We start from the raw sequence: 5,981 nt of genomic DNA on the forward strand, positions 1-5,981 counted from the left end.
TCCAGCTTGGCCGAGCCCTCGATCACCTCGATCTTGTTCTTCTTCATCAGGAAGGTGATGCCCTTGCTCATCGTCGCCGCGACCCCGCGCGAGCGCTGGATGATGGCGTCGAAGTCGAAGGTCGCCCCCGATGCGGACAGGCCGTACTCCTTGAGGTGGCTCAAGGATTCGAACTTCTCGCCCGACTTCAGCAGGGCCTTGGTGGGGATACAGCCCCAGTTCAGGCAGATGCCGCCCAGGTTCTCGCGCTCGACGATCGCGACCTTCTGGCCCAGCTGGCTGGCGCGGATCGCGGCGACGTATCCGCCTGGACCGGAACCGATGACGATCAGATCAAACTCGGCCATGCGGGGCTCCTTGGTGGTGCGGCGTGTTGTGCGGTCTAGGGCCGATGGTCATAGACCCGCAACCCCCTGTCGGGCCATGGATATGACGCTACGGAAACGAAATGTCAGGCGTTCACATAGCCCCAGAACGCGCCCCAATCGACGACCGTCATGTTGATCGCGATCGCCACCGGCAAAAGCACCAGCAGGACATAGGCGGTCAGGTGCACCATGCCGCGCCACAGCGTCGAGAGGGCGCTCATCTGGTAGTATCGCGCCCCCGCGACGGTGAAATAGGCCAGATAGGGCAGGATCAGCAGCGGTGCCGGCAGATTGGCCCCTCGGCTGTTGATCCCGGCCATGACCATCATCAGCACGAAGCTGATCGCATGGGCCCACATGGCGAAGATGACGTGCTCCAAAAACAGCCGTCGCCGCCCGAACAGCGGGATCAACAGCAGCGCATAGAGCGGCATCAGCAGCCACAGCACATTCGGCAGCCAGTCGGAGAGCCGTTTCGCCAGCTTTTCCTCGGTCTGGTTCCAGGCGATGTCGTACTGGATCGAAGCGCGCTCCGCCGGGGTCGTCGCCGCCGCCGCGGCCTGCTGCAGCGCCTGGGTCACGGCCCGATCGATCGCCGGATCGATCTTTTTCTGCAGCCAGCGTTCCTGTTCGACCGCCCCGCTGACCTCGATGTCGTCCAGCCGGGGGTCATAGCTCACTACAACAGGCTGGCCCGGCAGGACCTTCCAGGTGAACTGATACAGGTGGGTGTCGCTGAAGTTCAGCACGGCCAGAAACAACGCCGTCGCGGCCACGAACAGCTTCAGCGGGGTGACGTACAACGACCCCGCTCCGGCGCGGTAAGCCTCCAGCAACCGGCCGGGCCGCACCGCCAGAACCGCCAGCGTCCGCGCCATCTTGCCGTCGATAGGACTGTAGGAGGTGGCCACCGACATCGCCATCTCCCGCAAGGGTGCGGGCTTGGCCCGGCTGTCCTGACCACAGGTGTAACAATAGCGGCCCCGGAGCGCCGTCTCGCAGGCGGCGCATTTGGCTTCGGCCTCACTCATGTGGTGCCCCCCGTCAGGGCCTTCGAGGTCCGGTCTCGAGCAGGGCCTCGATGTCGGATCGGATCGCAGCGGGCTCCACCTGGGGTGCATAACGTTTGACGACCCTGCCCTCTCGGTCAGTCAGGAATTTGGTGAAATTCCATTTGATCGCGCTCGACCCCAGCAGCCCACGCTTTTGCTCGCTGAGCCAGGCGTACAGCGGATGCCGCCCCGGACCGTTGACCTCGACCTTGTCGAACAGGGGAAAAGAGGCCCCGAAGTTCGTCGTGCAGAACGTCGCGATCTCTTCGGCGAGCCCGGGTTCCTGGGCACCGAACTGGTTGCAGGGAAAGCCAAGGACTTCGAACGGCTCGCCCGCGAACTGCCGGTGCAGGTCCTCGAGCCCCTTGTACTGACCGGTAAATCCACAGCGTGACGCGGTGTTGACGATCAGCAGCGCCTAGCCCCGAAACCGATCGAGCGAAACCTCAGATCCGTCGATCGCCCGGGCCGTGAAATCATAAACCGTGGTCATTGGCCGAACCTATGGCCTCACCGCGACCCGGTCCAGCCGGATCAGCGCACTTCGCACGCCGCGAGCGCCGCTGCCGATCCCATCAGGGGGAAGGTTTCGCGTAGCCCGGCGCTGGGGATGGCCACCGTCACGCTACGCCCCGCGCGCATCCGCTGCATCAAGGCTCTGAGCTGGGTCTTCTGCGTCGGGGTGACGGCGTCGGCGGTGAAGATCACCTGCCCCTGGTCCAGCACGCGACGGTTCAGCGGCCAGCTCGTGGAGCGATTGTCGACCATGATGAGTACGCCGACATTGGCCACATCCTCCCCGCCGGTCACGCCGCGCGGCTCAAGCGTGACGGTTGTAGCCTGGCCGAGCGCGGCGTCAGGACAGGCGACGTAGAACGTCGTGCCCCGGGCGTTGGTCACGGTGGCTTCGGTCTGGCCCTGGCCATAACCACTGGTCCACCGCCCATCGCCCGCCATGGCGGAAAGAGGAACGGAGACGCAGGCCAGCGCAGTGACGACGGATGCGATCTTCATGGCGAACTCCCGGAGCGGTTGCCCGGAAACAACCCCCAAAAGCCGTCAAAGGTTTCCCCCGACCGTCTCGCCGATCAGGCCAGCATGGTCACGGGATCTTCGATCAGGGGCTTGAAGGCCTGCAGGAACCGCGCACCCGTCGCGCCGTCGACCACGCGGTGATCGCAGGTGACGGTGACGGTCATCACGGTCGCCACAGCCAGCTGGCCGTTCTTCACGACGGGCCGCTGCTCGCCCGCGCCCACGCTCATGATCGCGCCCTGGGGCTCGTTGATGATCGACGAAAAGGTCTTGATGCCGAACATGCCCAGGTTGGAGACGCTGAAGGTCCCGCCCTGGAATTCTTCGGGCTTGAGTTTCTTCTCACGCGCCCGCTTGGCCAGATCCTTAGACTCTACAGCGATCTGCGACAGGGTCTTGGTTTCGGCCTTGAAGATAATCGGGGTGATCAGGCCGCCGTCGATCGCCACCGCCATGGCCACGTCGGCATGATGGTGCATGGCGATGCCTTCGGGCGAATAGCTGGCGTTGGCTTCCGGCACGGCCTTCAGGGCCATGGCGGCAGCCTTGATGACGAAGTCGTTGACCGAGACCTTGACACCGGCCTTCTCAAGCAGGGCGTTGACCTTGACCCGCGCGGCCAGCAGGGCGTCGATCTCGACGTCGATGGTCAGGGGGAAGTGCGGTACCTGCTGGACCGAGCCCACCATGCGCCGCGCGATGGCCTTGCGCATCCCATCCAGCGGGATCAGGTCATAGCTGCCGTCCGGGATGCCCATCTGGGCCAGGCTCTGGGCCTTGGCCGGTTCGATGCCCGACGGCGCAGCGGCCGGGGCCGAGGCCGTGGTCCCACCCTTGCCGGCGGCCTCGACGTCGCGCTTGACCACGCGACCGTGCGGCCCGGTGCCCTTGACCGACTTCAGATCGACGCCGGACTGCGCGGCCAGACGACGGGCCAGGGGCGAAGAGAACACGCGATCGTCGGAAGCGGCCTTTGAGGCGGGTGCCGCAGCCGGAGCGGGCGCGGCGGCGGCCTTGGCGGGTTCAGCGGCCTTGGGAGCCTCAACCTTTGCGGCCTCCGCAGCCGGCGCGGCTTTCGGTGCGGGCGCAGCCGCCCCGCCCTCTTCGGCCAGGCGCGCGATCGGGGTGTTGACCTTGACGCCTTCGGTGCCCTCGGCAACCAGGATGTCGGTGATCGTTCCCTCGTCGACGGCCTCGACCTCCATCGTGGCCTTGTCGGTCTCGATCTCGGCGATCACGTCGCCGGCCTTGACCACGTCGCCGGCCTTGACGTGCCACTTGGCCAGCACGCCCTCTTCCATGGTGGGCGACAGGGCGGGCATCAGGATGTCGGTCATTGCGACGCTTCCTTCAGGGAGTTCGTCTTGAATGGTTCGGTCTGGGTCTGGACGTTGTCCGCCTTGATGACCGCGTTCATGCCTTCCAGGATGCGGAAATAGGCCGTGCGCTCGTCCACGCCTTTGCGCACCGCATAGGCATGGCCCATGTGTTTCGCGGCCTGGGCCAGCATCTCGCCGTACTTGGCCGGATCGTTGAAGGCCGGCATGATCGACATGACCGGCTCGTTCTTCGACCACCACATCCGGGTCACCTCGATGGCGTCCGGGTCGGCGGCGACGCTTTCGGGCGTCTCGATCCTGAACTCTTCGCGTTGGCTCACGCCATCACCGCCTTCACGGCCGCGACGATCTTGTCCACGCCCGGCAGGGACAGGACTTCGAGGTTGGCGGCATAGGGCAGCGGCACGTCTTCTTGGTGCACCCGCAGAGGCGGCGCATCCAGATAGTCGAAGGCGTGTTCGATCACCCGGGCCACGACCTCGGCGCCGACGCCCATAGGACCCCAGCCTTCCTCGGCCGAGACCAGACGGCTGGTTTTCTTGACGCTCTCGACGATGGTGGCGTGATCCAGCGGGCGCAGGGTGCGCAGGTCGATGACCTCACAGCTGATCCCCTCTTCCGCCAGTTTTTCAGCGGCTTGCAGGGCAAAGCCGACCATACGGGCGTGGGCGGTGATGGTCACGTCGGTGCCTTCGCGGCGGACCTTGGCCTTGCCGATCGGCACGACATAGTCCTCGACGTCCGGCACATCGAACTCGATGCCGTACATCATCTCGTGCTCGAGGAAGACGACCGGGTTCGGATCGCGGATCGCGGCTTTCAGCAGGCCCTTGGCGTCAGCGGCGTCATAGGGTGCCACGACCTTGAGGCCCGGGACATTGGCGTACCAGGCCGAATAGTCCTGGCTGTGCTGGGCACCGACGCGACTGGCGGCGCCGTTCGGGCCCCGGAACACGATGGGGGCCCGGATCTGACCACCCGACATGTACAGGGTCTTGGCCGCCGAGTTGATGATGTGGTCGATGGCCTGCATGGCGAAGTTGAAGGTCATGAACTCTACGATGGGCCTGAGGCCCGCCATCGCCGCCCCGACGCCCAGACCGGCGAAGCCATGCTCGGTGATCGGGGTATCGACGACCCGCTTGTCGCCGAACTCCTGAAGCAGCTCGCGAGAGACCTTGTAGGCCCCCTGGTACTGGGCGACCTCCTCGCCGATCAGGAAGACGTTCTCGTCCCGGCGCATCTCTTCGGCCATGGCGTCGCGCAGGGCGTCGCGCACGGTCGTCTTGATCAGCTTGGTGCCTTCCGGGAACTCCGGATCGCGCAGCTCGACCTTGGCGGCGACGGGCGCAGCGGCCGGGCCCGGTTCGGCGGAAGCCGCCTCGGCAGCGGGCTCGGCCGGAGCAGGAGTCTCGGCCTTGGCCGGAGCGGCAGCGCCGTCGTCACCCGACAGGCGCGCGATCAACGCATTGACCTTGACCCCCTCGGTGCCCTCGGCAACCAGGATTTCGAGCACCTCCCCCTCGTCCACGGCCTCGACCTCCATCGTGGCCTTGTCGGTCTCGATCTCGGCGATGACGTCACCGGCCTTGACCGTGTCCCCCGCCTTGATGTGCCATTTGGTCAGAGTGCCCTCTTCCATCGTGGGCGAGAGCGCCGGCATCAGAATGTCGGTCACGATCAGGCCTCCAGGTACACGTCGGTATAGAGCTCGGACGGATCCGGCTCCGGGCTTTCTTGGGCGAACTGCACGGCCTCGGCCACGATCGCCTTGATCTCGGCGTCGATGGCTTTCAGCTCGTCTTCCTTGGCCCCGGCTTCGTCGAGCAGCATCTTGATGTGGTCGATCGGGTCGCGGGTCTTCTTGACCTCGTCGACCTCTTCCTTGGACCGGTATTTGGCCGGATCGGACATCGAGTGGCCGCGGTAACGATAGGTCTTCACCTCCAGGATGAAGGGACCGCCGCCCTCACGGGCGCGAGCCACCGCACGGGCCACCGCGTCCTTGACCGCCAGCACGTCCATGCCGTCGACCTGCTCGCCCGGAATGCCGAACGAGGCACCGCGCATATAGAGTTCGGTGGTCGACGAGGACCGCTCGATCGAGGTCCCCATGGCGTACTGGTTGTTTTCGATGATGTAGATGGCCGGCAGCTTCCACAGCTGGGCCATGTTGAAGCTCTCGT

The 5,981-nt window shown here is 65.5% G+C and carries 7 protein-coding genes and 1 pseudogene; all 8 read right to left on the minus strand.

Annotated elements, in window-relative coordinates:
• Positions 1-347: FAD-dependent oxidoreductase (locus tag JHC99_RS17125; protein ID WP_292155853.1), on the minus strand; the 347-nt coding region annotated here is incomplete at its 3' end.
• A 104-nt stretch (positions 348-451) separates the two neighbouring features.
• On the minus strand, positions 452-1,399 hold the full coding sequence (locus tag JHC99_RS17130) for a DUF3667 domain-containing protein (protein WP_292155856.1): 948 nt from the start codon (positions 1,397-1,399) through the stop codon (positions 452-454).
• A gap of 13 nt (positions 1,400-1,412) precedes the next feature.
• A pseudogene (locus tag JHC99_RS17135) lies at positions 1,413-1,913 on the minus strand (glutathione peroxidase).
• A gap of 41 nt (positions 1,914-1,954) precedes the next feature.
• Entirely contained in the window at positions 1,955-2,434 is a 480-nt protein-coding gene (locus JHC99_RS17140) for a hypothetical protein (RefSeq protein WP_292155857.1), read from the minus strand.
• A gap of 74 nt (positions 2,435-2,508) precedes the next feature.
• The gene (locus tag JHC99_RS17145; protein WP_292155858.1) at positions 2,509-3,792 is read right to left on the minus strand and encodes a pyruvate dehydrogenase complex dihydrolipoamide acetyltransferase; all 1,284 of its coding nucleotides are present in this window, start codon (positions 3,790-3,792) and stop codon (positions 2,509-2,511) included.
• Positions 3,789-4,115, minus strand: a complete 327-nt coding sequence (locus JHC99_RS17150) for a DUF5076 domain-containing protein (protein ID WP_271144314.1) — start codon at positions 4,113-4,115, stop codon at positions 3,789-3,791. Before JHC99_RS17150 ends, JHC99_RS17145 begins: the two co-directional genes overlap by 4 nt.
• On the minus strand, positions 4,112-5,473 hold the full coding sequence (locus JHC99_RS17155) for a pyruvate dehydrogenase complex E1 component subunit beta (RefSeq protein WP_292155860.1): 1,362 nt from the start codon (positions 5,471-5,473) through the stop codon (positions 4,112-4,114). Before JHC99_RS17155 ends, JHC99_RS17150 begins: the two co-directional genes overlap by 4 nt.
• A 2-nt stretch (positions 5,474-5,475) precedes the next feature.
• A partial coding sequence (locus JHC99_RS17160) for a thiamine pyrophosphate-dependent enzyme (RefSeq protein WP_292155861.1) occupies positions 5,476-5,981 on the minus strand: 506 nt, incomplete at its 5' end.

The organism is Brevundimonas sp. (assembly GCF_016463485.1).
In the GTDB taxonomy this organism is placed as follows: domain Bacteria; phylum Pseudomonadota; class Alphaproteobacteria; order Caulobacterales; family Caulobacteraceae; genus Brevundimonas.